The sequence below is a fragment of the Kaistella montana genome, from assembly GCF_024436175.1.
Classification (GTDB): domain Bacteria; phylum Bacteroidota; class Bacteroidia; order Flavobacteriales; family Weeksellaceae; genus Kaistella; species Kaistella montana.
Map to the genome: position 1 here is coordinate 530,132 of NZ_JANFQP010000002.1, position 25,636 is coordinate 555,767.

The 25,636-nt window shown below is 37.3% G+C and carries 23 protein-coding genes; 11 read left to right on the forward strand and 12 right to left on the reverse strand.

Features of this window, described 5'->3' with window-relative positions; translation table 11 throughout:
- Positions 1–71: 71 nt before the first annotated feature.
- Positions 72–575 (forward strand): superoxide dismutase family protein, encoded by a 504-nt coding sequence (locus NOV28_RS08655; protein ID WP_255929796.1) that lies wholly within the window; start codon positions 72–74, stop codon positions 573–575.
- Positions 576–627: 52 nt separating this feature from the next.
- On the opposite strand, the gene NOV28_RS08660 is transcribed toward NOV28_RS08655, so the two are convergent.
- From NOV28_RS08660 to NOV28_RS08680, 5 genes are all read right to left on the reverse strand, one after another.
- A complete protein-coding gene (locus NOV28_RS08660; RefSeq protein ID WP_255929798.1) occupies positions 628–1,902 on the reverse strand; it encodes a DUF6080 domain-containing protein in 1,275 nt (424 codons plus the stop codon).
- Positions 1,903–1,932: 30 nt separating this feature from the next.
- Entirely contained in the window at positions 1,933–3,477 is a 1,545-nt protein-coding gene (locus NOV28_RS08665) for a protein adenylyltransferase SelO (RefSeq protein ID WP_255929799.1), read from the reverse strand.
- A gap of 73 nt (positions 3,478–3,550) precedes the next feature.
- Positions 3,551–5,932 (reverse strand): penicillin-binding protein 1A, encoded by a 2,382-nt coding sequence (locus tag NOV28_RS08670; RefSeq protein ID WP_255929805.1) that lies wholly within the window; start codon positions 5,930–5,932, stop codon positions 3,551–3,553.
- 8 nt (positions 5,933–5,940) lie between these two features.
- On the reverse strand, positions 5,941–6,411 hold the full coding sequence (locus tag NOV28_RS08675) for a gliding motility lipoprotein GldH (protein WP_255929807.1): 471 nt from the start codon (positions 6,409–6,411) through the stop codon (positions 5,941–5,943).
- A complete protein-coding gene (locus NOV28_RS08680) occupies positions 6,398–7,708 on the reverse strand; it encodes a PSP1 domain-containing protein (RefSeq protein ID WP_255929809.1) in 1,311 nt (436 codons plus the stop codon). The genes NOV28_RS08675 and NOV28_RS08680 overlap by 14 nt, the downstream gene beginning before the upstream one ends.
- A 386-nt stretch (positions 7,709–8,094) precedes the next feature.
- Between NOV28_RS08680 and NOV28_RS08685 the strand changes: the two genes are divergently transcribed.
- From NOV28_RS08685 to NOV28_RS08700, 4 genes are all read left to right on the forward strand, one after another.
- A complete protein-coding gene (locus NOV28_RS08685; protein WP_255929811.1) occupies positions 8,095–9,333 on the forward strand; it encodes an OmpP1/FadL family transporter in 1,239 nt (412 codons plus the stop codon).
- Positions 9,334–9,347: 14 nt separating this feature from the next.
- Positions 9,348–10,835 (forward strand): SGNH/GDSL hydrolase family protein, encoded by a 1,488-nt coding sequence (locus tag NOV28_RS08690; RefSeq protein ID WP_255929813.1) that lies wholly within the window; start codon positions 9,348–9,350, stop codon positions 10,833–10,835.
- A gap of 91 nt (positions 10,836–10,926) precedes the next feature.
- Positions 10,927–11,865, forward strand: a complete 939-nt coding sequence (locus NOV28_RS08695) for a ribose-phosphate pyrophosphokinase (protein ID WP_255929815.1) — start codon at positions 10,927–10,929, stop codon at positions 11,863–11,865.
- A gap of 47 nt (positions 11,866–11,912) precedes the next feature.
- Entirely contained in the window at positions 11,913–12,554 is a 642-nt protein-coding gene (locus NOV28_RS08700; RefSeq protein WP_255929817.1) for a 50S ribosomal protein L25/general stress protein Ctc, read from the forward strand.
- A 69-nt stretch (positions 12,555–12,623) separates the two neighbouring features.
- Here the strand turns inward: NOV28_RS08700 and NOV28_RS08705 are convergent, their stop codons facing one another.
- Positions 12,624–13,901 (reverse strand): Y-family DNA polymerase, encoded by a 1,278-nt coding sequence (locus NOV28_RS08705; RefSeq protein ID WP_255929819.1) that lies wholly within the window; start codon positions 13,899–13,901, stop codon positions 12,624–12,626.
- Between the two features lie 143 nt (positions 13,902–14,044).
- On the opposite strand from NOV28_RS08705, the gene NOV28_RS08710 reads away from it, so the two are divergent.
- A complete protein-coding gene (locus NOV28_RS08710; protein ID WP_255929821.1) occupies positions 14,045–14,674 on the forward strand; it encodes a hypothetical protein in 630 nt (209 codons plus the stop codon).
- A gap of 34 nt (positions 14,675–14,708) precedes the next feature.
- The gene (locus tag NOV28_RS08715) at positions 14,709–15,140 is read left to right on the forward strand and encodes a nucleoside deaminase (RefSeq protein ID WP_255929823.1); all 432 of its coding nucleotides are present in this window, start codon (positions 14,709–14,711) and stop codon (positions 15,138–15,140) included.
- Between the two features lie 73 nt (positions 15,141–15,213).
- Here the strand turns inward: NOV28_RS08715 and NOV28_RS08720 are convergent, their stop codons facing one another.
- A complete protein-coding gene (locus NOV28_RS08720; RefSeq protein WP_255929825.1) occupies positions 15,214–17,733 on the reverse strand; it encodes an ATP-dependent Clp protease ATP-binding subunit in 2,520 nt (839 codons plus the stop codon).
- A 157-nt stretch (positions 17,734–17,890) separates the two neighbouring features.
- Here NOV28_RS08720 and NOV28_RS08725 point away from each other — a divergent pair, with 157 nt between their 5' ends.
- From NOV28_RS08725 to NOV28_RS08740, 4 genes are read left to right on the forward strand one after another with little or no spacing between them, the layout of a single operon-like run.
- Complete coding sequence (locus tag NOV28_RS08725) at positions 17,891–18,109, forward strand: uroporphyrinogen decarboxylase (protein ID WP_255929826.1); 219 nt, start codon at positions 17,891–17,893, stop codon at positions 18,107–18,109.
- A 9-nt stretch (positions 18,110–18,118) separates the two neighbouring features.
- A complete protein-coding gene (locus NOV28_RS08730; protein ID WP_255929828.1) occupies positions 18,119–19,216 on the forward strand; it encodes a glycosyltransferase in 1,098 nt (365 codons plus the stop codon).
- A gap of 39 nt (positions 19,217–19,255) precedes the next feature.
- The gene (locus NOV28_RS08735) at positions 19,256–19,675 is read left to right on the forward strand and encodes a SufE family protein (RefSeq protein ID WP_255929830.1); all 420 of its coding nucleotides are present in this window, start codon (positions 19,256–19,258) and stop codon (positions 19,673–19,675) included.
- Positions 19,675–20,637, forward strand: coding sequence for a glycosyltransferase family 9 protein (locus tag NOV28_RS08740; RefSeq protein ID WP_255930392.1), 963 nt, complete (start codon positions 19,675–19,677; stop codon positions 20,635–20,637). The genes NOV28_RS08735 and NOV28_RS08740 overlap by 1 nt, the downstream gene beginning before the upstream one ends.
- A 56-nt stretch (positions 20,638–20,693) precedes the next feature.
- Here the strand turns inward: NOV28_RS08740 and NOV28_RS08745 are convergent, their stop codons facing one another.
- Genes NOV28_RS08745 through NOV28_RS08765 form a run of 5 tightly spaced genes read right to left on the reverse strand, consistent with a single transcriptional unit; the run spans position 20,694 to position 25,611 of the window.
- Positions 20,694–21,776, reverse strand: a complete 1,083-nt coding sequence (locus NOV28_RS08745; protein ID WP_255929832.1) for a mannose-1-phosphate guanylyltransferase — start codon at positions 21,774–21,776, stop codon at positions 20,694–20,696.
- 2 nt (positions 21,777–21,778) lie between these two features.
- Positions 21,779–22,369: a SprT-like domain-containing protein gene (locus tag NOV28_RS08750; protein ID WP_255929834.1), complete on the reverse strand. Its 591-nt coding sequence runs from the start codon at positions 22,367–22,369 to the stop codon at positions 21,779–21,781.
- A gap of 44 nt (positions 22,370–22,413) precedes the next feature.
- Entirely contained in the window at positions 22,414–23,754 is a 1,341-nt protein-coding gene (locus tag NOV28_RS08755) for a TolC family protein (RefSeq protein WP_255929836.1), read from the reverse strand.
- Between the two features lie 40 nt (positions 23,755–23,794).
- Positions 23,795–24,187, reverse strand: coding sequence for a hypothetical protein (locus tag NOV28_RS08760; protein ID WP_255929838.1), 393 nt, complete (start codon positions 24,185–24,187; stop codon positions 23,795–23,797).
- A gap of 20 nt (positions 24,188–24,207) precedes the next feature.
- A complete protein-coding gene (locus tag NOV28_RS08765) occupies positions 24,208–25,611 on the reverse strand; it encodes a nucleoside recognition domain-containing protein (protein WP_255929840.1) in 1,404 nt (467 codons plus the stop codon).
- Between the last annotated feature and the right edge of the window lie 25 nt (positions 25,612–25,636).

Here is a 25,636-nt window from a genome sequence, read left to right on the forward strand (position 1 = left end):
AATGACGACTGAATTGTGTTCTCCGGAATTTCCTTAACTTTAAACTTCGAAAAACAATAAAATAAATCATTATGAAAATCAAAGTACTTTCAATGCTAATCGGTGGTGCAGCGCTTGCGGTTTCATGTACCGTTACCAAAGATTTAGTCGTTTATCCAAAAAGCGGAACCGAAACTCAAGGAACTGCCAAGTTTACCCAAACCGGAAAAAAAGTGACTATGGATTTGAATGTTTATAAACTTACTCCGGGAATTCATGCGGTTCACATTCACGAAAAAGGAGATTGCTCAGCAACAGACGCAAGTTCTGCTGGTGGACATTGGAATCCTTCGAAAAACGATCACGGAAAATGGGGAGCAGAGCATTTCCACATGGGTGACATTGGAAATTTGACGGCCGATAAAGATGGAACCGCCCGTTTAAATTTTGAAACTGATAAATGGTGCATCGGCTGCAAAGACGAATCTAAAAATATCGTAGGAAAATCCTTAGTTATCCATGCCGGTAAAGACGATTTTCATACCCAACCAACCGGAAATGCAGGTGGTAGAGTAGGTTGTGTGGAAATTAAATAAAAAAGATCAACTTCATAAAATAGAAAGGCAACTCGCACTGAGTTGCCTTTTTTTATTGATAAAACTTATCCAGAAAAACAAAGAATTCTTCCATCCTGAAAAGATTATTCAAAACCAGATAAATGAATAAAATCCAAACGGTCGAATAAAGAAAAGAAAGAATCTTTGGTGAATTTTGATAAGTATAAAAAAGACATCCGATAAGCAACGGAACCACGAAAATAAAATGGCCACCATAAATATAAGAAGTGTGAAGCCCAAATTTTAGGATACAATGAATGATAATATCTACGAAAAATGAAATCATCAACACCTGAACAAATTTGTTTTTGAAGTTCTTAATGTAACTCCAGAACACCAAAATAAGCACTGCTGCCACAAAAATATAAGGAATCCATGAAGTATAAACCTCCATGAAAAGGGCCTTGTACTCGAATCCTTTTTTGTTGTGATAATCCCGAACTTCAAACCCTGAAAATAGCATATTCCCACCAAAAAACCACGAGGCGATCATGTCCCAAATCGGCGTGAATTTAGGCGTTGAAAATTTCTCATATTGTTCTTCAGTTTTATTGAGGAAATTCAGAAATTTAAAGTCTAAACGGTAAAGAAAAAGCAATAAAAACACCGCAACAGAAGCCAAAATTCGCAGTACACCATTCCCGAATTTTTTCCATTGCGTGAAAATATTTTTCTCAAAAAGTAAAGGAATATATACTTTCACAATATTCGTCACCGTTAATCCGCCCACCGAAACACCTGCTAAAATAAGCGCAGGAGCCGGAATTTTCTCATCCTTCCGCATTTTCAAAGCAGCGTAATAATTAAATAAAGCCAAGAAAAAAAGCGTGTAAGTATAAGTTTCCGGAGTGAAGGAAAGCAGAATATTCGTTGAAAAGAACGCGAAAAATGTGAGGATAAGCAAAGAAATTTTCTTGGGCAATCGGATAATGTTTTTCAAATATTTATAGATTTGAATCAAGCTCAAACTTATCGCAAAGTTGCTGCACCACGCCAAAACAAGTCGGAAAGTCTCATTTTTTTTACCATCAGAAAAGAGATAGGCAAATTCCCTAATCCAATCGAAATAATAATTCGCAAGCGGATGTCTTTCGAAACCGCCTCCGGTCATCACAATCGCACGATTATCAAAACTGAAATAAGCGTCCCACGGAATTCTATCATCAAAAATAATTCGGTAATTTAGGGCAATAAAACTTCCTAAAGCACCATAAACAGTGATGAAAATAATGAATAACAGTACCTCGAATTGGGTAGACGGGAAAACTGTTTTCAGAAAATCTTTGAATTTTTGTTGATAAACCAAGGTGAAAATTTTCGGCAAAAGTATGAAAAATTACGAACTGCAGGAGAGCGTAGAACTTCCGGTTTGTCCATCATAAATAGGAGGGCGTTTTTTGGAAAATTTCGGATAGCGTTCTTCGTATGGATTTTCAAGTGCGGAAATCAGTTGGTTCAGCAGCTCTTTTTTGCCTTCGTTTATTTCTTTAATGCATTCAAAAAGAAGGTAATTTCTGAGGATAAACTTCGGATTATTAGCTTGCATCAACGCCAAAGATTCTTCTCTAGAAATCGTATTTTTAGTAAGACGAATTTGGTAGTTTTTGATGAAATTTTCAAAGGAAAATAAATGGTTTTCAGATAACGGAACATAAAAAATATCTTTGAAATGTTCCTGAATATCAGAATCTTGCTGAAGTTTTTCTAGTTGATTGAACAAGATCGTGTAATCCGCTTTCGCATCTTGCATCACTTGTTGAAAATCGGAAAAAAATTGATCGTCACCTTCTAGAACTCCATTGAAACCGAACTTTCTTGCCATCATTTCATCGTGTTTTTTCCAGAAAGTTTCACTGAAATCATTGAGGATTTTTTCGAGTCTTTTTTCATCTTTAATTAACGGAAATAAGGCATTCGCGAGTTGCCAAAGATTCCACTGAGCCATTTTTGCTTGGCTTCCGAAAGCGTATCTTCTGCCGGGAAGATCGGTAGTATTTGGGGTAAAACTGAGATCGTATTCATCCAAAAAAGAATACGGCCCGTAATCGATAGTCAGTCCCAAAACTGACATGTTATCGGTATTCATCACGCCATGAACAAAACCTACGCGATACCATTCCACCATCAATTCGGCAGTTCGGAAAGCGATATTTTCGAAAAACTCAGCATATTTTTCCGGACTTTCAGGATTGATTTCCGGGAAGTAATTTTCAATGGCAAAATCTGCCAGTTTTTTTAAATTTTCAGTGTCATTTTGTGCAGAAATCAGCTCAAAATGTCCAAAACGGAGAAAACTTTCGGCAATTCTTACCATTACGGCGCCTTTTTCATATTCGGGATTTCCGTCGTACATCACGTCTCTTAGAACGTTTTCACCAGTTAAAGAAAGCGAAAGCGCTCTAGTCGTAGGAATTCCCAAATGATGCATTGCTTCGCTCATGAGATATTCTCTCACCGAAGAACGAAGCACCGCTCTACCATCTGCATGGCGGGAATAAGGAGTGGCACCGGCTCCTTTCCATTGGATTTCGTGTTTTTTTCCTTGAGAATTTGTGATTTCTCCTGCGAGAATTGCTCTTCCGTCACCGAGTTGCCCGACCCAATTCCCGAATTGATGTCCTGCATAAGCAGTAGCGTAAGTTTTCACTGATTCTGGAACTGAAGATGCATTGAGAAATTGCAAATCTTTTTCATTTTCAATAATCCCCAAACCGATTTCTTTTGAAAGTTTTTCATTAAAAATAAGAAGCTCAGGATTTTTAAATTCGGCCAAATCGACGGTCGCAAAAAGGAATCGCGGAGTTTGTCGCTGCATGGGATTTCCGGAGAAATCGCCGGGAAACAAACTGAGAAAGGGTTGGGAGATTTGATCTAAATTCATGATTCAAAGTTCGAGAAAAAAATATCCTTTCAAGAATTTTTGAAAGGATATTTTCTATGGATATTACCGGGAATTATTTATTGAAATCGATTTCTTCACCGGTGTTAATAGTTTCATTGACATTTTCTTCTTTTTTATCGGAAGATCGTGGTGTAGGATTTGGATTTTCTTCTACTTTCGGAGCTTTTAGCTCATCGATGGTTTGCAGGCCACCTTCGTCGCCATAACCGCCAAGTCCCTGAAGATCGGAGCAACTTCCTGTCCAGTTGGAAGGTTTTATAAACTTATCTTCAGGCAGAACGCCAAGCGTTTTATCAGCCCAAACTTTTTTCATGAAAATAGCCCATATTGGGAGTGCCATTTTTGCTCCTTGTCCTTCGCCGGTTCCCCAGAAGTGAGTCGCCCGGTCTTCCCAACCTACCCAAACTCCGGTGGCAAGATTTGGAGTAATTCCCATAAACCAACCGTCGGAATTGTTCTGTGTAGTACCTGTTTTAGCAGCGATTTCTATGCCTTTGTCAACACCTCTTCTGCTGAGTTCGCCAGAAGCTGTACCGAATTCTGCAACACCTTTCATCAGATCAATCATTGTGTAAGCATAAAGTTCGTTCATCACTTCTTTCAGTAATGGTTTTACTTCTTTAATAACTCTTCCGTTGGCATCTTCGATACGCCAAATCATTTCAGGTTTTATGTAATTTCCGTAATTGGCAAAAGTACTATAGGCTCCCAACATTTCATAAATGGTAATATCTGAAGAACCTAGAGCTACTGCGTATTCATTAGGGATTTCTTCAGTTACCCCAAGATCACGAGCGGTTTGAATTACACTTTTTGGAGTAGTCATTTCGATCAAACGTACTGCAACAGGGTTTTTCGAATGAGCAAGAGCTTCTTTTAAAGTAAGATTTCCGCCAGATCCTTCTACCGTCCAAGTTCCTTTTCTATAAGTTGCATTGGATACGGTTGAACAAGGAGTCATTCCTAGTTTCATAATAGCAGTGGCATAAACAAAAGGTTTAAAGGTAGATCCTACTTGTCTTTTTCCTTGTTTAATGTGGTCATATTGGAAATGTTGCCAGTTGATACCTCCAACCCAAGCTTTAATTTCTCCAGTTCCTGGAACCATCGACATCAAGCCGGCTTGAGCAATTTGTTTATGATAACGAATTGAATCCCATGGAGACATTTCTACTTCTTCTTCACCATTCCAAGTGAATCGAGAAGTTTTTACAGGTTTTTTGAAATCAAGCATGATGGAATCTTCCGATACGCCTGCATTTTTCAGCTGTTTATATCTTCCGGTTCTTTTCACCGCGCTCATCATAATCGAATTGATTTCTTTGTCATTAATGAGATAGAAAGGTCTTTGTTTTCTTCCTCTTTGTTCTGCATCGAAACGTTTTTGCAGATCTGTTAAGTGTTCTCTTATAGCTTCCTCGGCATAATTTTGCATTTTGGAATCTAGGGTTACATAAATTTTAAGACCGTCTTTGAAAAGGTTTAAAGTTTTGCCGGTTTGCTTTTCGTAATCTTTCAGATAACCTTCAATTTCTTTTCTTAAATAGAATTTATAGTAAGCCGAATAACCTTCATCAATCGATTTCACGGGATGATAATCCAAAACAATCGGTGTTTCTACTGCTTTTTGATAGGTTTGCTGATCGAGATAACCGGTTTTCAACATTTGATCTAAAACAACATCTCTTCTAGTTCTTGCTCGGGTTTCGTTTCGCATCGGGTTGTTCTTCACCGGATTTTCGAGCATTGCAACAAACATTGCAGCTTCGGGAAGCGTCAATTGTGAAGTTGTTTTGTCAAAATAAATTCGGGAAGCCATTTCAATTCCGTTCGCGTTGTAAAGGAAATCGAACTTGTTGAAATAAAGCGTAATAATTTCTTCTTTGGTGTATCTTTTCTCTAAACTTACTGCCACAACCCATTCTTTAAGCTTTTGAAAAGCTCTTTGAATTTTATTTTGGGAAACGTTGTCGGTAAACAAAAGTTTCGCCAATTGTTGGGTAATCGTAGAACCACCACCACGGCTTCCCCCATAGACAACCGCTCTTGCAACTGATTGTAAATCAATACCTGAGTGTTCTTTGAAACGCTCATCTTCTTTAGCCTGAAGCGCGTAAATCAAGTAAGGTGGCAATTCTTTATAAGTTACCGGCTGTGTTTTCTCTTTTTCGAATTTTCCAAGAAGTTTTCCGTCGGAAGAATAGATTTCCGAAGCGACATAAATATCAGGATTTTCCAATTCTTTCACATCGGGCATGCTGCCTAAGAAACCTTGTGAAACAGCAAAAAATACAGCTGAAATACCAAGAACTACAGCAATGAGCGCCATCCAAACGAATTTTACCCACTTTTTCCAGCCAGTGTTTTTTTGTTTTTTAGGAGGGAGCGGAAACGTCTGTTTTGGTTTGCTTCCCATATTTGGTTTGTTTTCCATAAATGATATTACGGTTTTACAGATTCTATTTTTACGCCTATATCTTCAATTCCCTTTAGATTATCGGTTCTCATAGCTTGGATGATTCCAATCGAATAATCTCCGTTTTTAGGGAATTTATAGTTGAGTTTATACTGAAACAAGGTTTCTTTCGTATCTCCAAATCCTTTGCCTATCCATTCTCCGTTGGGTTTTGCCAATACGTAATTTAAAGTATCGGTCATTTTTTTGCTTGATTTTGTTTCACCAAAATTCACAATGAAGCGGATGTTGCTGTAAGGATAATCATTATTGTTTCTTACAACAAATATAATATTTTTTGGATGTTGCGCATCGTGTACCTTAAAGCCGAATTTTTGTTCGGTTTTTTTGTTCCAATTTCCGTTAATGGATCTTATATCAACGTTTTCCGAAGAACTGTTGCAGCCCATTAGCACAATTAAAATGGAAAAAATGCCCAGTATTTTATGCTTTATCATCACGTTTTGGAGGAAATTTCTTTTTAAATTTTTTCGGTTGCTGGTTTGGTGATTTCGCATTTTGAGGCTGGCTTTCAACAGCATTTGTGCGTTTCTCGTTCGGTTTAGCAGCAACTTTATTTTCAGTTTTTGGCTTCGGAGAATTTGGATTATTGGGTTTTTGTCCGTTGTTCGGCTTTTTTCTGTTTTGATTTTTGCCGGAATTTCGGTTTTTTCTTTCAAAACGATCCATATTGTTTTCCTGAATCAAATCAACCGATTTTACTGGGATATCGTTTGTTTTCAGTTCTTCCAACGGTGGAGTTTTTTCTCCTTTTTTGTTTTGAGCGATAAGTTTTTTCACCTCTTGAACATCCAAATCATACCAAGCCATTGAACGATCTGCGTACGCAAACCACATTTGTTTTTTGAAAACATCAATTTTAATACAAAACGCTTTTCCATTTACCGTATCAATCGTTGTTGAAGAGGATGGGAAATCGCTCAACGCATCCAAATAGCTGTCGAGTTCATAGTTGAGACAACATTTAAGTTTTCCACATTGTCCGGCAAGTTTTTGAGGATTGATGGAAAGTTGCTGGTAACGCGCCGCATTGGTATTCACCGACCGGAAATCGGTAAGCCAAGTGGAACAACACAACTCTCTTCCACAAGAACCAATTCCTCCAACTTTCGCAGCTTCCTGTCGGAAACCGATTTGTTTCATGTCGATTTTGGTGCGAAATGCAGAGGCGAATTCTTTAATTAATTGTCTGAAATCCACACGGTTATCAGCAGTGTAATAGAAGGTGACTTTCGCGCCGTCTCCTTGGTATTCAACATCGGTAATCTTCATGTCAAGATTCAAGGCATAAGAAATTTTCCTTGCCTGAATTTTCACAGATTCTTCTTTGGTGCGTACTTCTTGCCAAACTTCAATATCTTTTTGGTTGGCTAATCGGTAGATTTTTAGAGGGTTTTCTTCAGGAAAATTTTTCTTTTTCATCTGAATTTTTACCAATTCCCCTGTAAGGCTTACTACACCTATATCGTGACCCGGGCTGGATTCTACTGTGACAACGCTTCCTATATGAAGCGGTAAATTGTTGGTATTTTTATAAAAAGATTTACGATCATTCTTGAATCTCACTTCTACAAAATCGGTTGCAGATTTTGAAGGATTGCTGACATTCGAAAGCCAATCGAAAACACTTAATTTATAGCTGTTTCCACAGGTATTTACATTTTCACAGCCATTCGCGGATTTTGTTCCGCATGAATGGGACGAATCGCCGGATGTTTTGCATCCACAACTCATATTTATATATAATTATCTCTTGCAAATTTAGTATAAATTTATTTTGCAGATATCAATGCGTTTCATTTTCATCTAAAGATTTTTAATTTTCATGATTCTTTCAATATTATTAAAGATAATTCATAAATATCGTTATTATTATGTAAATCATACAATTTGAAATATTAAAATTGTTATGGTTTTCATTCAATTATTTAATTTAAATAAAAGAAATAAATTTTTTTTCTGTTCTTTGTAAATGCCTTTAAATAATGTGTTTTTTGAGTTATAACTACTTCATTTTTATTAAACAATAGATCAAAGTTGCCATTTGTTTAAAAATATTTATGATTTGTTAACATTTGTTTAAAAAATAATTTTATATTTGGAACATTAATAATGATTTTATGAAAAAAATAATTTTAACAACAGCATTGTTAGCCGGTATTCTTGCTCACGCTGGAGGCTTTAGAGTTTCTTTACAAGGGGTTAAGCAATTGGCAATGGCTCATACCAGCGCTCATGCAGAAGATGCGAGTGTTACTTTCTTCAATCCTGCAGGAATGTCTTTTATTCCAGCTAAATTAAGTGTAGCAGCAGGAGGGTTCGGTGCAAAATCTACTGTAACCTACCAAAATTTGTCTACACTAGATTCTTATGAAACAAATAGTCCAATTGGAACTCCGGTATATGCCGCTGTAGCATATAAGGTATTAGATAATGTTTCAGTAGGATTTAATTTTTCTACACCATTTGGAAGCACTATTGAGTGGCCTTCTGATTGGGCTGGAAGAGAAATCGTGCAGCGTTTGGAACTGAAAGCTTATTATTTCCAACCAATGGTTTCATTTAAATTGGCACCTTGGGCATCTGTGGGAGGTAGCTATATCTACGCAAAAGGAAGTGTAAACTGGGATAAAGCTGTAACACAATTAGGCGGATCGCTTAATCTAAAAGATGATAAAGCATCAGGAAGCGGATTTGGGATTGGATTTTATTTTCAACCCACTGACAAATTGGATGTAAGTGTCGCTTACCGTTCCCCAATTGACATGGAAGCAAAAAATGGAGTAGTAAGTTTTGATGTTTCTTCAGCACTGTATCCTGCGCTAGGTTTGGATGCATCTGGTCAAGATTCTTTTAAAGCAACTTTACCTTTGGTTGATGAATATACCATTGGTGTTACTTATAAGGTGACTCCGAAATGGTTAATTTCTGGAGATTTTAATTATAGCGGATGGGATCAATACAATCAATTGACTTTAGATTTCGCCAATGCACCTATTGGGAATCAACCAAGTGATCCAACTGTTTTGGTAAGTCCAAAGAACTTTAAATCTACCCAGACTTGGAGAGTAGGTACCCAATATCAAATTAATGATATGATTGCAGCTCGTGCTGGTTACTATTACGATCAATCGCCTTATAGTGATGAAAATTTCCAAGCTGAAACACCATCTTTTGACTCCAATGTTATTACTGCAGGTTTAGGATTTAAGTTTGCTAAAAGTTTTGGAGTTGATATAGCGGGTGGGCTTGCACTACCGAAAAGTAGAAATGTGAACAACGCTTATAACAATTTCTACGGACAGGCAAAAGCGAAAGCTTACTATTTCGGTTTAGGTCTATCTTATAACGCATTTTAAGAATTATTTTAATTATGAAAAGAATATTAATTTCAACAATAGCTGTTTCCGCTTTACTATTTAATGTAAGCTGTGACACCAATTTCGACCAGGATGTAAACGACGTTGTTGTTTCCAAAGGCGATGCAGATTTTACCAGATATGTAGCTTTAGGAAACTCACTTACCTCTGGTTACCGTGATAATGCTTTATATCTCGATGGGCAAAACGAATCTTACCCAAGTATGATTGCTGAAAAAATGCAATTAGCAGGTGGAGGAGCATTTAAGCAACCTTTAATGTCTGATAATTTGGGAGGAATCCCTGCTGTCGGAATAGGAAATAAATTAGTTTTGGCAGTAAATCCTACTACTGGTGCTTTAGGACCAGTTGTTGCGTCAGGAACTGCAACCAATACCATTGCGAGTATTTTTTCTGCTGGACCTTATCAAAACATGGGAGTTCCGGGAGCTAAATCTTATCATTTGCTAGCTCCAGGATATGGTAGTGCAGCAGGGTTACAAGCTGGAACAGCGAATCCTTATTTCGTGAGATTTGCTTCTTCTGCTACTACAACTGTTGTTGCAGATGCGATGGCTCAAAATCCTACTTTCTTCTCACTATGGATTGGAAATAACGATGTTTTAGGATATGCAACTTCTGGAGGAGACGGTTCTAACCCAATCACTTCTGAAGCGTTATTTACTCAAGCTTATAACGGATTGATTGCTACCCTTACTTCTGGTGGAGCAAAAGGTGTAGTTGCTAATATCCCGAATGTAACGGCAATTCCGTTCTTTACGACGGTTCCTTACAACCCGGTTCCATTGGATGCAGCTTCGGTTACTGCGCTTAACCAACAGGTTTTCGGTCCTTTGAAGCAAATTCTTACTGCTTATGGACAAGGTGATCGTATTAATTTAATGAAAGCTACGCAAAACCCTGTTTTGTTAAAAGACGAATCATTAACTAATCTTTCTGCTCAAATTACCGCAGCTTTAATAGCTAATAATATACCTGCTCAACAGGCTGGTTTAATGGGAGCAATATTTGGACAGGCTAGACATGCAACTTCTGCTGATTTGGTGCCATTAACAACAAGTTCAGTAATTGGTACGGCTCCAACTTCACCTTACGCAGTTGCACCGTTCAATAAATATGGAGTAACTTTCCCATTGGATGATAAACATGTACTTACCAGCACCGAGAAAAACGAAGTGTTGGCAGCGACTGCTACTTTCAATAATGTGATTCAAGCTGCAGCAACGGCTAAAGGTCTTGCTTTTGTAGATGCAAATGCTAAAATGCTCGAGCTAGCAAGAACTTCAGGAATCCAGTTTGATGGGGTGAAATACACCGCAACATTCGTTACCGGAGGTACTTTCTCTTTGGATGGAGTTCACCTTACAGGAAGAGGTTATGCGTTGATTGCGAATGAATTTTTAAAGGCAATTAATAAGAAATACCATTCTACATTACCTATGGTGAATGTAAATAGCTACTCAGGCGTTACCTTCCCATAAAAGATAATTATAATAGGATACACTTTAAAACCACCGGAATTCTTTCCAGTGGTTTTATTTTTTTTAAATTTGCACATCTAAAAAAGTAAAAATGGCTGATCAGGCAAGTTATCTTTTTTCCACAAGAACCAGCAAAGTCTTGGCGGAAAAAATTGCTCAACACTATGGGCAAGAAATGGGAAAAATCAATTTCCAGGAATTTAGCGACGGAGAATTTGAACCGGTTTTGGATCAATCTGTCAGAGGAGGAAGGGTTTTCTTAATAGGCTCCACATTTCCTCCCGCAGACAATCTCCTAGAACTTTTGCTGATGATAGATGCCGCAAAGAGAGCATCTGCAAAAAGCATTACCGTAGTGCTACCTTACTACGGATTGGCAAGACAAGACAGAAAAGACAAGCCTCGTGCGCCAATCGGAGCAAAACTCGTTGCAAACCTTCTCACAGCAGCAGGCGCTACAAGAATCATGACCATGGATCTTCATGCGGACCAAATTCAAGGTTTCTTTGAAATTCCTGTAGACCATCTTTACGCTTCTACGATTTTCATCGATTATATCCAGCAATTGAATTTAGATAATCTTACCATTGCTTCACCGGACATGGGAGGTGCAAAAAGAGCTAAAAACTACGCAGGACACTTAGGAGCAGAAGTAGTAATTTGTTACAAAGAGAGAAAAAAGGCCAATGTAGTGGAAGAAATGTTCCTTATTGGAGATGTGGATGGGAAAAACGTTATCCTTATCGATGATATGATTGATACCGCAGGAACTCTTTGTAAAGCTGCAGATATCCTCATCGAAAAAGGAGCAAAAAGCGTAAGAGCAATGGCAACCCATGGAGTGCTTTCCGGAAAAGCTTATGGAAATATTGAAAAATCTAAGATTTCCGAAGTTATCGTAACCGATACGATTCCTGTAAAAGAAGAGGTTTCCTCTAAAATAAAAGTACTTTCTTGCGCAGAGCTTTTCGCTGATGTAATGAAAATGGTACACGAACACAAATCTATCAGTGATAAATTTATTATTTAAAAAATAATCTTTATCTTTGCACCCTTAAAATTTTTTAATACATTATAATGAAATCAATTACAATTCAAGGTACAAAAAGAGAAAGCGTGGGCAAAAAGTCTACTAAAGCTTTACGTGATGCTGAATTAGTTCCTTGTGTTGTTTACGGAGGAGCCGAAACTTTAAATTTTTCTGCTGAAGAAAGATCTTTCAAAGGTTTGGTTTATACTCCCGACGCACACACGGTATCTATTGAGGTTGACGGACAAACTATTCCTGCAGTACTTCAGGACATTCAATTCCACCCAATCACCGACAAAATTCTTCACGCAGATTTCTATCAATTATCTGATGACAAACCAGTAGTGATGGAAGTTCCTGTAAGACTTACCGGTCGTGCAAAAGGGGTTGTTTCCGGTGGTGCACTTCGTCAGTCTTTCAGAAAATTGAAGTTGAAAGCACTTCCTGCTAACTTACCGGACGAAATCGTGGTAGATGTTACTCCACTTAGAATTGGTAACAAACTTTATGTTGGAGACATCAAAACTAATAATTACACATTCATGCATCCTGATAACGCAGTAGTAGTTGCTGTGAAGATGTCTAGAACTGCAATGAAAGGTGGCGCAGTAGTAGAAGATGATGATGAAGAAGAAACTGAAGCACCAGAAGGAGAAGCTCCTGCAACTGAAGCAACAAGCGCAGAATAATATTCTCGTAATACATTAATAAATCCCGTCAATTATTTGGCGGGATTTTTTTGTCTTAAAAAACTAATTTTAACTAAAGAATCGGTAATTGGCTTCCGGTAAAGTATTGTTTTTCAAAAGCTTTTCATAGTCATCGGAGATAATTTTCCGACCGAAAGTGTTTTTTCCACTCATGCTTCCGAGGCGAATCTTGTCTTTACCGTATTTTCTGTTCAAAAAATCCATCGCTTTCATCACCGGAATATGTTTCGCATCCACATCTTTTTCAAATAGACTGGTGAGTCGCTCGTTATCAGGCACAAATTCTGAAACGATAACGCCCGCTTTTTTATAATGAAATCCTTCTATATAGATGGCTTCAAAGATTTTATTGGCCATTTTGGCAAGTACAATAGAGGAGCTGCTGGGATTGGGCAAAATCATCGAAAAACCGTTCTTATACTCGCCCAAATCTTTTCGGAAACGGTTGGTATAAATAAATACAGTGATTACTTTGCAGCATGAATTCTGTTTGCGAAGTTTTTCAGCACAATACATGGCAAAAGTTTCAACACGCTCCCGAAGTTCTTCTTTTTCCGTAATCATTTCCATAAAGCTGCGGCTTACGCAAATTGTTTTCTTTCTGGATGGCTCTTCCAAAACTAGTTGCGGAATTCCTTTGAGTTCATTTATCATTCGGGTTCCGTGGATTCCCATGATTTTTCTTACCCAAATTTCAGGTTTCTGGAGCAAATCCCAAGCTTTGTATACGCCATTTTCATGCATTTTTGCAGAAAGGCGACGCCCGATTCCCCAAACATCTTCAATCGGAAGCCATTTCAGCGCTTTTTCGATTTTTTCCGGAGTATCCATAATATAAACGCCTGTTGCAAATTGATCCGGATATTTTTTTACAATTCGATTCGCGACTTTGCACAGCGTTTTGGTCGGTGCAATTCCGATGCTTACGGGAATTTTTTGCTCATCGATAATTCGTTTTCGAAGTTCCTCGCAATAAGTTTGCAGATTGAAATATTTAAAACCATGAAAATCCAGGAAAAGCTCATCAATACTATAAATTTCATATTCCGGAGCGTAGTTTTTGGCAATCGCAGAAATCTGTTGACTTAAATAGTTGTATAGTTCAAATTTTGCCGAGAACACCTGTACATTATTTTCAGCAAAAAGATCTTTGTATTTAAACGCCGGTGCGCCCATCGGAATTCCCAATGCTTTGGCCTCATTACTTCTTGAAATTACGCAACCATCGTTGTTTGAAAGTACCACAACTGGTTTATTCTCAAGACTTTTGTCAAGAGTTCTTTCGCAGGAAACAAAGAAGTTGTTGCAATCGACCAGCGCGTACATTTTCTTAAATTTTGGATTGAAGAGGAATTTTTTCGTGAAAACTTAGTTCAAAATTAGACATTAATTTCATGAAATAAAGCAAAACTTATGCACATCATTTTGTCGGAATTTTTAACTATTTTTACATCAATATATTAACACCAGTGACCAAAAAATTACTTTATCTGATTTTCTTGTTGAGCTTGTTTTTTTCACATGCACAGCAAAATCAAGAGTTTAAAATTACCAAAGATTATTTTGATTATCAACGTTTTATGTTGAATAGTGAATTTAAGAAAAAGTTTGATGCCGAAAGCAGTTGGGAAGAAAAAAGAAACATCAAAGAAAATTTTTCGGAGTTTATGGTAAAGCTCGACAGCATACAAAATACCGCCTTTATTGCCACTTTAATTAAAGTGAAAAACCGAGAAGATTTGGAAAGAATAACTTCCAAAAGAACAATGATTGATCATGCTGAAAACCCGGAAAAGCAAACGCTGAATGAAGAAGCAACCTATCCCGGAGGTTTTGAAACATTGAGAAAACAAGTCGCGCATTTGTTTTATGCTGACTCGGTTTTACCTGACCAAAAATTGATGAAAACCAACGTCGTTTTTGTGGTTGAAAAAGACGGAAGCATCAGCAGTGTGCATGCGGAAGGTGAGAATTTTACCTTCAACCGACAGGCGGAAATCGCATTGTATCTTTTGCCCGAAAAATTTTCTCCAGCGATGATGAACGGAACTGCGGTTCGCTACCGATTTCGTTTGCCTTTAGCTATGAATTTTGAGTAAAGGTTTTATTTTTAATTAAAATCATCAATAAGGAATGTTTACAGACGAATATTATATGAAAATGGCGCTTCAGGAAGCCCAAATTGCTTTCGAAAAAGATGAGGTTCCGATCGGTTGCGTCGTTGTTTCCAACAATCGGGTGATTGCAAAAGCGCATAACCTTACCGAAGCTTTAAATGATGTTACAGCACATGCGGAAATGCAGGCAATTACTTCTGCAGCGAATTATTTGGGAGGAAAATATCTACAAAATTGTACACTTTATGTTACCCTCGAACCGTGTGTAATGTGTTGTGGCGCGCTGAGTTGGTCGCAAATTTCCAAGGTGGTTATCGGCGCAAGAGATGAACAACGAGGTTTTATTAATAAAAATTTATCGCTTCATCCGAAAACCGAATTGGTAACCGGCGTGATGGAAAATGAATGTTCGGATTTGGTGAGAAATTTCTTTAAAAGAAAAAGGTAGCCACTTTTTTATAAAAACAAAAACCTTGTCAAAATGAATTGACAAGGTTTTTTTATGGTTCAAGTTGGCAAAATTATTTTGCGTTTTGTTTCTTTTTTACGGCTTCTTTGGTGAGTCCGTCTTTTGCTTCGTTAATGTTTAAAACAATGGTTTCTCCCTCCGCAAGCTGCTTGTTTACGAGCATTTCCGCCAATAAATCTTCGATGTATTTTTGGATGGCTCTCTTCAGTGGTCTTGCTCCGAAATCTTTGTCCCAACCTTTTTCAGCGATAAATTCTTTCGCTTCTTGGGTAAGCTCAACGTGATAATTCAGTTTTTCAAGACGTTGGTAAAGTTTGCCTAATTCCAAATCGATGATTTTTGTGATGTCTTCTTTCGCTAATGAGTTGAAGATTACGATATCGTCGATTCTATTGAGGAATTCTGGTGCAAATGCTTTTTTAAGTGCATTTTCAATCGTACTTCTTGCTCTTGCATCAGTATTTGATTTTTTAGCTGAAGTTCCGAATCCTACGCCGTCGCCGAAATCTTTAAGATCACGCGTTCCGATATTGGAAGTGAGGATGATGATGGTATTTCTAAAATCAATTTTTCTTCCTAAAGAATCGGTAACGAAACCTTCGTCCAAAATCTGAAGCAAGATATTGAATACATCCGGATGCGCTTTTTCGATTTCGTCTAAAAGTACTACCGCATAAGGTTTTCTTCTTACAGCTTCAGTTAATTGACCACCTTCTTCGTAACCAACGTATCCCGGAGGCGCTCCTACTAGTCGAGAAACTGCGAATTTTTCCATGTATTCGCTCATGTCGATACGGATCAACGCTTCATCAGAATCGAAGAGTTCACGGGCCATTACCTTTGCAAGTTCGGTTTTACCAACACCAGTGGTTCCGAGGAAAATAAAGGTCCCGATTGGTCGGTTAGGATCTTTCAACCCTGCACGGTTTCTTTGGATGGCTTTCACCACTTTTTTCACCGCGTCTTCCTGGCCGATTACTTTTCCGTTCAGCATTGCATCCATTTGCGAAAGTTTATCGAGCTCGTTTTTGCCGACTTTGGTTACCGGAATTCCGCTCATCATTGAAACAACTTCTGCTACGCTTTCTTCAGTAACAAGTTCTTTCTTTTCTTTCACATTTTTGTCCCAAGTTTCTTGAGCAATGTTCAGCTCGATTTGTAATCTTTCTTCTTCATCTTTTAGCTTTCGAGCTTCTAGATAATCTTGTCTTTTTACGGCTTGTTGTTTTTGGTCTTTTATTTCCTCAATTTTTTTCTCATGATCGATGATTTCATTGGGAACTTTCATGTTTTTAATGTAAACGCGAGAGCCCGCTTCATCCATCGCATCAATAGCTTTATCCGGCAAGAAACGATCGGTAATGTATCTTGAAGTCAAATTCACACAAGCGAGAATGGCTTCATCGGTGTAAGTTACATTGTGATGATCTTCATATTTGTCTTTAATTTGATTTAAAATCTGTACGGTTTCTTCTACAGATGTAGGCTCCACCATTACTTTTTGGAAACGTCTTTCCAACGCACCGTCTTTTTCGATGTATTGGCGGTATTCATCGAGGGTTGTAGCTCCGATGCATTGAATTTCACCTCTCGCCAAAGCAGGTTTAAACATGTTTGAAGCATCCAAACTTCCGGTAGAACTTCCGGCTCCGACGATGGTGTGAAGTTCATCAATAAAGAGAATCACGTCGCGGTTTTTCTCGAGTTCGGTCATGATGGCTTTCATTCGTTCTTCGAATTGACCACGGTATTTGGTTCCGGCAACTAAACTCGCAAGATCCAAAGTGATCACACGTTTTCCGAAAAGTACGCGGGAAACTTTTTTCTGTTGAATTCTTAATGCCAAACCTTCCGCAATGGCAGATTTACCCACTCCAGGTTCACCAATCAAAAGCGGATTGTTTTTCTTTCTTCTCGATAAAATTTGCGAAACTCTTTCGATTTCTTTTTCACGGCCGATTACGGGATCGAGTTTTCCGTCTTTTGCGAGCGAAGTTAAATCTCTTCCGAAGTTATCTAAAGTTGGCGTTTTGCTTTTTCCGGTTCCGATGTTTCCTGTAGGTTTGCGCATTTGGCTATATTCTTCTCTTTCTTCATCGTCATCGTATGCGCTCATCTTCGGGTTTTGCCCGGAATTTTTAAGAATCGTTCTGTATTCTTTGGTCACTCTTTCATAATCTATATCATAAGAGCCCAAGATGTTCGTCGTGGGATCATCTGATTTATACAAAATTCCTAAAAGCAAATGCACCGTATTGATTTCTGAGCTTTGATATTGACGACATTCCAATTCAGAACGTTTTACCGCCTGATCAGCCATTTTTGTAAATGAGATTCTGTCGTTGTCGCTCGAAAAGTTATGAAGCCCAGTTGTTGAAAGGGTTTCGATTTTTCTTCTGATCTGTGTGAGATCTGCTCCTAGATTCTGCAAGATTTCTTTAGCTGAGTTTTCAGTTTTCATAATTCCCAGAAGGAAATGTTCGGTGTTGAGAAACTCGCTTTGCAAACGTCTCGCTTCGTTTTTGCTGTGTTGGAAAACCTGATCCAAACCATTTGAAAATTTATAATCCATAGTATTTGTTCAATATTATCATTAAAAACATTCCTGAGTTTTTAATTGCTCTATCAAAGTTACAAATACTTTACCAAATGTAAATAATGACTTTATGGCAGAAAAAACTTTCTCATTTCATTGAAAATGATTAGGTTTGTTTCCCTAAAAATTTACTATGAACCCTGAAATTACTAACTTTATTGGCTATGGCGCATCTTTTTTCGTTGTGCTAAGTTTTATCCTGAAAGACATCAAAAAAATTAGGATTGTCAATTTGCTTGGATGCATTTTGTTCGTAATCTATGGGGTTTTCAGTGATTATCTTTGGCCGATTATCATTCCGAATGCCATTCTTTGCTTCATTCAGCTTTATCATCTGGTAAAAAAGGACTAATTTGCCGAAATGAAAGTTCTGGTAAGCGTTTTCAATAATTTATTTACAGACCAACGCGTAGAAAAGGTTTGCAGATCGCTATCTGAAAATGGTTTTCAACCTGAACTTATTGGCAACAATTGGGGCGGATTGCCCGAAATGGAAAGAGATTATTCTTTCTCTAGAATTGAACTGAAATCCAAAGTTCTCCGGTTTGCTTATGTTGAATTTCAAAGAAAACTTTATCAAGAACTGCTCCGAAAAGCCGATAAAAACACGATTCTCCTTTCCAATGATCTCGATACGCTTTTGCCGAATTATTTGATTTCAAAAAAATTAAATATTCCATTAGTATTTGATAGTCATGAAATTTTCACCGAAATGCCGGCAATAAACGGAAGATTCACCCAGAAGATTTGGCGTTCGTTGGAGCGTTTTATCGTGCCGAAAATCCAATACATGATGACGGCGAGCGAAAGTTATGCAGATTGGTTTGCGAAAACCTACGAAATCGAAAGGCCAGTTGTGGTGCAAAATTTCCCAAGAAAAACTACAAATCCACAAGATTATTCCCAAAATAATTCTCCAAAAATTATTCTTTACCAAGGTGTCATCAATCCTTCACGAGGTTTGGATAAAATAATTCCCGCAATGAAATCCATCGAAAATGCAGAACTTTGGATTGCCGGAGATGGACCGAAAAAAGCAGAATATTTAGCTTTAACTAAAGATTTAAAACTTGAAAATAAAGTGAAATTTATCGGAAAATTGCTTCCGGAAAAGCTTCGGGAAATCACCAGAAAAGCAGATTTAGGCCTCAGTATCGAAGAAAATAACGGCTTGAGCTACTATTTTTCGATGCCGAATAAAGTTTCAGATTATATTCAAGCACGAATTCCGGTAGTGGTTTCAGATTTTCCCGAAATGCGAAAAGTGGTTGATTATTTTCATGCAGGCGAAAAGATTTGTAATTATAATGAACTGGCTGAAAAAGTAAAAATAGTTCTTGAAAATGGGAAATCTTACTATGAAAGTTCTTTAAATAAAGCATCAAACGAACTTTGTTGGGAAAAAGAAGAGCCCAAAATCATCCATCTTTTCAAAAAAGTGGTAAATGAAAATTTCTAAATCACATTTCCTTATCTTTGCACAAATAGATTTTGAGAAATGACCATCAAAGAAAAACAGCAGGAAATAGTCGAAGAATTTGCCTTTCTTGACGATTGGGAACAGAAATACGAATATATAATTGATTTGGGTAAAGAATTGAAAGGACTTCCCGATGAAAAAAAAACGGATTCCAATTTAATTAAAGGTTGCCAATCAAAAGTTTGGATTGACGCTGAGTTTTCTGATGGAAAATTGTTTTTCAATGCCGATTCCGATGGTATTTTGCCAAAAGGAATCGTTTCGCTTTTGGTTTCCATTTACAGCGGACATTCCACTCAGGAAATTTTAGATTCCGATTTCCAATTTATCAGCGATATTGGGTTGCAGGAGTTTCTTTCACCTTCACGAGCCAATGGATTGATGGCGATGACCAAACAAATTAAGTTTTACGCAGTCGCATACCAATTGAAAAAGTGATCAGAATTTTAGCTTATCGGTTTTCAGCTTTTGGTGATGTAGCGATGACTGTTCCCGTGATCACCGAATTCCTCGAGCAAAATCCGGGAGTGGAAGTGGTGATGGTTTCCCGAAACAATTTCAAGGATTTATTTGAAGGAATTCCGAATCTTATGTTCAAGGGAATTAATATTGATGATTACAACGGAATTTTTGGAATCAATAAATTGGCAAAGGAACTGAGAAAAGAGTTTGTTCCCGATTACATTGCTGATTTACATGATGTTATCCGAACCAAAATGCTTAATATTTTTTTCAAAATAAAAGGATATAAAGTTTTTATCCTCGACAAAGGAAAAGAAGAAAAAGAAAAACTTACTGACATCCAAAATCTCGATAAATTTCCATTAAAACAAACAACAGAGCGGTATGCTGATGTTTTCCGGGCAATGGGTTTTTCGGTGAATCTATCTCATCAATATCGTACGATTTCTTCTGAAAAATCAGGAATTGGATTTGCCCCATTTGCACAACATCAAGGAAAAATGTTGCCGCTTGAGAAATCTTTTGAATTGGCAAAACTCATCGCCAAAAAAGATAAACTTTATTTTTTTGGTGGAGGAAAAAAAGAAACTGAAATCCTTGAACAATGGGTAAATCAAATTCCCAATACTGAAAATCTTGCCGGAAAACTTTCCATGAGCGAAGAGCTTCAAAGAATTTCACAACTAAAAACCATGATTTCCATGGATTCTGCCAATATGCATTTGGCGAGTTTGGTGGGAACGCGATGTGTTTCGGTTTGGGGGTCAACGCATCATTTCGCCGGATTTTTAGGTTACGGACAAAGCGTCGATGATGTTGTGGAAGTGAAAGATTTAACATGCCGACCTTGTTCTGTTTTTGGAGATAAACCGTGTTATCGTGGCGATTGGGCGTGCTTGCAAGAAATTGATATTCAAATAATTAACGATAAAATTTAAAAATAAAAAATCCCGAAATTGCTTCCGGGATTTTTTTATGAATCTTTTATTTCTTTTTAAAGAAATTTTTCGCCTTTCTTTTCAGTTTTTAAATCCTGAATGTACTCTTTGATGAGGTGGTCGTTGTCTCTTGGGCAAATGAGAAGCGCTTTATCGGTATCGACGATAATATAGTCGTTCAAGCCATCGATAATTGCAGCTTTATTGTTGTTTTTAAGTCGAATGATATTCCCATTAGAATTGTAAGTAAGAATATGTTTGGATTTGATGGCATTTTTGTTCTCGTCTTTTTGTGCATTTTCATACACAGATGTCCAAGTTCCAAGGTCGCTCCAGCCCAAATCAGCGGGAATTACATAGACATTTTTTGCTTTTTCTAAAATGCCATTGTCGATCGAAATTTTGTTCACTTTTGGGTAAATCAGTTCGATGCACTGTTCCTCGGCATTGCTGTTGTATTCGCAGCTGAGAAACTGTTGGGACATTTCCTCAAGATGTTGGTCAAAAGCCGTCAAAATTGATTTTACGTTCCAGATGAAAATCCCCGCATTCCACAGAAAATCTCCACTTTCGAGGAAGGTTTTTGCAATTTCTAAATTGGGCTTTTCGGTGAATGTTTTTACTTTATAATAGTCAGAATTTTTATTTTCTTCAAATTGAATATAGCCATATCCGGTATCTGGACGTGTCGGAGTGATTCCTAATGTGATTAGATAATCATTTTTGGAAGCTAGTTCAAAAGCCAATTCAACTTTTTTTAGAAAAACAGTTTCCTTTAAAATCAAATGATCCGCAGGCAAAACAATCATATTGGCTTCCGCGTTTTTATCAGCAATTTTTTTTGCCATATAAAGGTTGCAAGCTGCTGTATTCTTCATCATCGGTTCTCCAACAATGTTTTCTGGTTGTAGTTCGGGCAATTGTTGCTCGGTGAGGGAAACGTATTCTTTATTGGTAATTACATAGATGTTTTCTTTTGGAACAATTTGGCTGATTCGGTCGTAGGTTTGTTGAATCATCGTTCTGCCAGTTCCCAGAATATCTTGAAATTGTTTTGGATATTTTTGAGTGCTCATTGGCCAGAATCTGCTACCGATTCCTCCTGCCATTATGACGCAGTAATTATTTGATTGTGACATGTTTAACTTGTTTTTTTTACTCTTGCTAAGGGTTTGAAAATATACTTTTTCCCATTGCTGAGATTGCTACAAAGATAGTTTTTTTTACGGAGCTCTTCAATGATATAAGTTTGTTGACGGTAAATAAATCGGTCGCCTATATTTAAGTCTTCAACATAAGAACTTTCATCCTCATAATTTTCGATATGAAAGTATTTTACCAAATCCGGACTCGACATAAAATTGGCTTTCGGAGATTTTGAAAACTGAAGAATAATCGGTTTTAAATCTTCCGAATATACCGAAATGCTTTCCAAAAGCATCAACCGGAAAGTGTTTTTCCATTCAGCTCCATGCGGGGAAATTCGACCGCCATATTTCTCAAAAGCAATTAAATGAGCCAATTCGTGCGTGAGAACAAAGAAAAAAAGTTGGGGTTGAAGCGTAGAATTAATGCTAATTTCATGAGATTTATCCGGCAATTTTCGGTAATCTCCTAATTTTGATTTTCTACCACGCGTAATTTTAATGTGGATATAATGATCACCAAACCATTGTTTCAGATGCGGAAGTGTGTTCTCAGGTAAATATTTCTCTAAATTTTTAATGGACATTTTAATGAAATCGGAAATGAATAAACAGAATTCCTTTTAAAAATTTAAAGACTCAAAGGAATTCCCGCATAGAAATTCAGAAGTTTCATGCTGAAAAGATAATTATATTTTGCCTGTGCAACGGCTCCTTGCGCATTTGCATAATTATTTCTGGCAATATTCAAATCATAAATTGTGGTTTTTCCAGCTGCAAAACTTCTTTCTGCGAAATCTACCGCAAGTTTCGAACTTCTCTCGGCTTCCACGGCAGCGAGATAATTTTCATAGTTGCTTTCTGCATCAAATTGTGCTTTCTGAACATTCTGCAAAACCTCTTGCTTTTGTTGTAGCAAAGAGTTTTTGGCAATATCTTCATTGATTTTTGATTGTTCTACCTGAAGTTTGGTAATTCCTTTATTGAAAATAGGAATGTTGGCAGATAAACCTAATTGCTGCCCGAAATTGTCTTTATATTGTTTGAAAAAGCCAGTCTGTTGAATTTTATTTCCATTAATATCTTTTCCGGCGTTCATCGAATAAAAATAAGAAGTTCCCAATCCTGCATTCGCGGTTACCGTCGGCCAGAAAGCAGTTTCCGCCACTTCGGTTTGTGCTTCCGATGATTTGATGCGACTTTCTGCTGCTTTTATCTGAGGTTGGTTTTCGTAGGCTTTATCGATGATATTTTCCTCAGAAAAAAGCGGTGCGTCTAACATGTTTTCAATCGTAACTTCTTGAATATCAAAATTTTTATAATCAGAAAGTTGAAGAAGCATCGCCAAAGCAAACAAACTTCTGTTGGTATTGATTTCCGCAGTTTTTACATTTTGTTTTTCTCTTGCGAGCGCGGCTTCGGCTTCAGCTAAAATAGTTTGAGGTGTTGTTCCTACTTCAGTAGTAATTTTCGCTCTTTTGTAGAGTTTATCAGCGTTTTCGAGGGCGCTTTCGGATATTTTAGTAATTTCCCGATTGAGCAGAACGGATAAATATTGTTGTGCAATTTGCAGCGAAATGTCATTTTTAATTCTTTCCAGATCAAATTTGCTGGCTTCAACTTCAAATTGAGTTTTTCGGATGTTTTTTTCTAATCTTCCGTTATTATAGACCAAAATATCAGCTCCTACATTCGCACTATTGCTGAAGTTGTCGTTTCTATTTGTGGTTCCGAAAACATCTCTTCCTTGTCCGAAAGAGGCTGTATTATTGATATTTCCTGAAACCGATGGCAAATACTGTCTTTTTGCAATTTGCAAGGAATTATCTTGTGTTTTTGTATTTAATTGGTTTTGAAGAACTTGCAGGTTGTTTTCCAAAGCATAATTTACGCATTCCTGTAGCGACCACTTTTTCTGAGAAAAGGAATAAATGCTTACAAAACTCATCAAAAGAACTGCAATTTTTTTCATGGGGAATTTTACAGAATAAGACGAAATTTTTGCTTAAATGTTACAGCTGAGCTTTCAATTCATTAATTCTTGAAACGACTGGCATGGAAAATATTCCGCTTTGCTGCAAATACATTTCATAAAAGGTTTTGGCTTTTTCGGCAAAATCGACGTTTGGATTTTCTCTATTTTTAAAGTAAAATAAATGCCCTAAAAGCTCAAAATACGGAATGTGGTGCGCTTTGTCTTTTTCATTAATTAAATTAATAATTTCATCTGAAGATTTAGAAGCAAGTGCTTCAAAACTCATCTTGAAAGTATCATTCATATTGGTATCGAAAATTCTTTCCCATTCTGAAAGTTCGCCTTCATTTTTGCTTCCCAAAATCATTTTTGAAAGAAATTCTGAAAATTGCTTTACAATTCTGATAATGTAATCTTTATCGTGTATCATTTCAAGTTTTTTTAAAAATTTTAAGCAAAGAAAAGATATGCCAAAATCACTGAAGTGATGATGCCGACCAAATCTGCCAAAAGCATTGCAGTAACGGTATAGCGCGTATTTTTGATTCCAACTGCTCCGAAATAAACCGCAATTACATAGAAAGTCGTGTCAGAACTTCCCTGCAAAACCGCCGCAAGTCTTCCTTGAAAACTGTCTGCACCAAAGGTTTGCATCGTATCGACCATCATTCCTCGAGCTCCGGAACCGGAAAGTGGTTTGATCAATGCAGTAGGTAAACCATCTACAAATCGAGTGTCAAAGCCAACTACCGCTGCAACCCATTTCATTCCATCGATTAATACATCGAAAACGCCGGAAGTTCGGAGAAGTGAAATGGCGATGAGCATTCCCACCAAGTAAGGAATAATTTTTACGCAAGTCCAGAAACCTTCTTTTGCTCCATCAATAAACGCATCGAAAACATTGATTTTTTTGTAAACTCCTCCCAAAACAATCGCAAAAAAGATGAGCAAAATAATTCCGTTGCTCAATAACATACTGAAATTATCGAGTCCTTCTTTAGTTAAATTTAATAGATAAACAACTAATAATCCGATAATTGCGGAGATTCCTCCGACGTAAGCAATTACTATGGGTTGAAGTAAATTGATTTTCTGATAAAGTGAAACCACAATCATTGCCGCCATTGTGGCAGAAAAAGTGGCGATCATGCACGGAAGAAAAATATCGGTCGGCGTTTGCGAACCCATCGACGCACGAATTGCGATAATGGAAACAGGAATTAGCGTTAAACCTCCCGCGTGAAGACAAAGAAACATAATCTGCGAATTGCTGGCTTTTTCTTTATCAGGGTTTAAGGTTTGCAAACTTTCCATCGCTTTTAGTCCAAAAGGAGTAGCAGCATTATCTAAGCCTAATAAATTGGCCGAAAAATTAAGTAACATGTGCCCAAAAGAAGGGTGGTTTTTCGGGATTTCGGGAAATAATTTGGAGAAAAATGGTTGAATTAATCTGGATAACAAATTGATTCCGCCGGCTTTTTCGGCGATGCTCATAAAACCCATAAAAAGTGTCATAATTCCCACCAAACCCAGACAAATTTTCACCGCGGTTTCTGAAGTTCCGATCACACCGTCGGTTTCCTGAACACGATAAACCGCAACATTTGTTTTTGTAGAATCGGCTTTGTAATGAATTCGATTTTCATCAAATTCGGGTTTCGAAAGCAATGCTACTTTCAAATCGGGCGATAATTCGTTGATATTTTTGGTTGCAATTTGTACGGTGTCGCCGCTTTTTCCGACAACCATGTCGTTGTAAATCGCTTTGTAATGATCTGAAAATAAATATTTTGCACTCGCGACAACAATTGCAATAATGATAAATGCGCTCCAAATTCTGCTTAAAACCATTTCCTGAAAATTTTGATAAAATTAA

Coding starts and splice junctions, on each gene's coding strand:
- NOV28_RS08655 (WP_255929796.1), top strand. CDS start 72: ATGAAAATCAAAGTACTTTCAATGCTAATCGGTGGTGCAGCGCTTGCG.
- NOV28_RS08665 (WP_255929799.1), bottom strand. CDS start 3,477: ATGAATTTAGATCAAATCTCCCAACCCTTTCTCAGTTTGTTTCCCGGC.
- NOV28_RS08670 (WP_255929805.1), bottom strand. CDS start 5,932: ATGGAAAACAAACCAAATATGGGAAGCAAACCAAAACAGACGTTTCCG.
- NOV28_RS08675 (WP_255929807.1), bottom strand. CDS start 6,411: ATGATAAAGCATAAAATACTGGGCATTTTTTCCATTTTAATTGTGCTA.
- NOV28_RS08680 (WP_255929809.1), bottom strand. CDS start 7,708: ATGAGTTGTGGATGCAAAACATCCGGCGATTCGTCCCATTCATGCGGA.
- NOV28_RS08685 (WP_255929811.1), top strand. CDS start 8,095: ATGAAAAAAATAATTTTAACAACAGCATTGTTAGCCGGTATTCTTGCT.
- NOV28_RS08690 (WP_255929813.1), top strand. CDS start 9,348: ATGAAAAGAATATTAATTTCAACAATAGCTGTTTCCGCTTTACTATTT.
- NOV28_RS08695 (WP_255929815.1), top strand. CDS start 10,927: ATGGCTGATCAGGCAAGTTATCTTTTTTCCACAAGAACCAGCAAAGTC.
- NOV28_RS08700 (WP_255929817.1), top strand. CDS start 11,913: ATGAAATCAATTACAATTCAAGGTACAAAAAGAGAAAGCGTGGGCAAA.
- NOV28_RS08705 (WP_255929819.1), bottom strand. CDS start 13,901: ATGTACGCGCTGGTCGATTGCAACAACTTCTTTGTTTCCTGCGAAAGA.
- NOV28_RS08715 (WP_255929823.1), top strand. CDS start 14,709: ATGTTTACAGACGAATATTATATGAAAATGGCGCTTCAGGAAGCCCAA.
- NOV28_RS08720 (WP_255929825.1), bottom strand. CDS start 17,733: ATGGATTATAAATTTTCAAATGGTTTGGATCAGGTTTTCCAACACAGC.
- NOV28_RS08725 (WP_255929826.1), top strand. CDS start 17,891: ATGAACCCTGAAATTACTAACTTTATTGGCTATGGCGCATCTTTTTTC.
- NOV28_RS08730 (WP_255929828.1), top strand. CDS start 18,119: ATGAAAGTTCTGGTAAGCGTTTTCAATAATTTATTTACAGACCAACGC.
- NOV28_RS08735 (WP_255929830.1), top strand. CDS start 19,256: ATGACCATCAAAGAAAAACAGCAGGAAATAGTCGAAGAATTTGCCTTT.
- NOV28_RS08745 (WP_255929832.1), bottom strand. CDS start 21,776: ATGTCACAATCAAATAATTACTGCGTCATAATGGCAGGAGGAATCGGT.
- NOV28_RS08750 (WP_255929834.1), bottom strand. CDS start 22,369: ATGTCCATTAAAAATTTAGAGAAATATTTACCTGAGAACACACTTCCG.
- NOV28_RS08755 (WP_255929836.1), bottom strand. CDS start 23,754: ATGAAAAAAATTGCAGTTCTTTTGATGAGTTTTGTAAGCATTTATTCC.
- NOV28_RS08760 (WP_255929838.1), bottom strand. CDS start 24,187: ATGATACACGATAAAGATTACATTATCAGAATTGTAAAGCAATTTTCA.
- NOV28_RS08765 (WP_255929840.1), bottom strand. CDS start 25,611: ATGGTTTTAAGCAGAATTTGGAGCGCATTTATCATTATTGCAATTGTT.